Annotated in this window: 1 pseudogene; it reads right to left on the bottom strand. The window is 74.2% G+C overall.

Annotation, left to right across the window (positions count from 1 at the left end):
* A pseudogene (locus ACLWS4_RS37635) lies at positions 1 to 407 on the bottom strand (GNAT family N-acetyltransferase); the annotation flags it as partial.

Genomic DNA, 407 nt, shown 5'->3' with positions numbered 1-407 from the left:
GACGCTGAAGGCGGCCGGGCGTCCGTCGACGACGGCGACCGTGGTCAGGTCGCGGTTCAGCAGCGGGTTGCGCCAGGTGTCCGCGAGCCACGCCTCGTAGTCCGTGAACTCCACGTCGACGTCGCTCGGTTCGTCCGCCACCGTCTCCGCGTCCAGCTCGAACAGGGGCCGGGGGTCGTCCGCGAAGTCGGCGGCGGTGCGCAGCTCGACGCCCGGGGGAGGGGTGCGCAGCTCCGGCAGCCCGGCACCGGCCAGGTCCAGCCGGAGGAAGTGCGCCGAGCGGCGCCGCCGGTAACCGTGCCGTTCGGCGAAGGCCAGGTTGGCGGGCCCGTCCAGCACCCAGGAGTACAGCTTCGTCGCGCCCTCGCCGGTCAGGTACTCCTCGGCCGTGCGCACCAGCAGCCCGC

The organism is Kitasatospora sp. SC0581, from assembly GCF_048159585.1.
Taxonomy (GTDB): domain Bacteria; phylum Actinomycetota; class Actinomycetes; order Streptomycetales; family Streptomycetaceae; genus Kitasatospora.
This window is presented reverse-complemented; position numbering and strand designations above follow the sequence as displayed.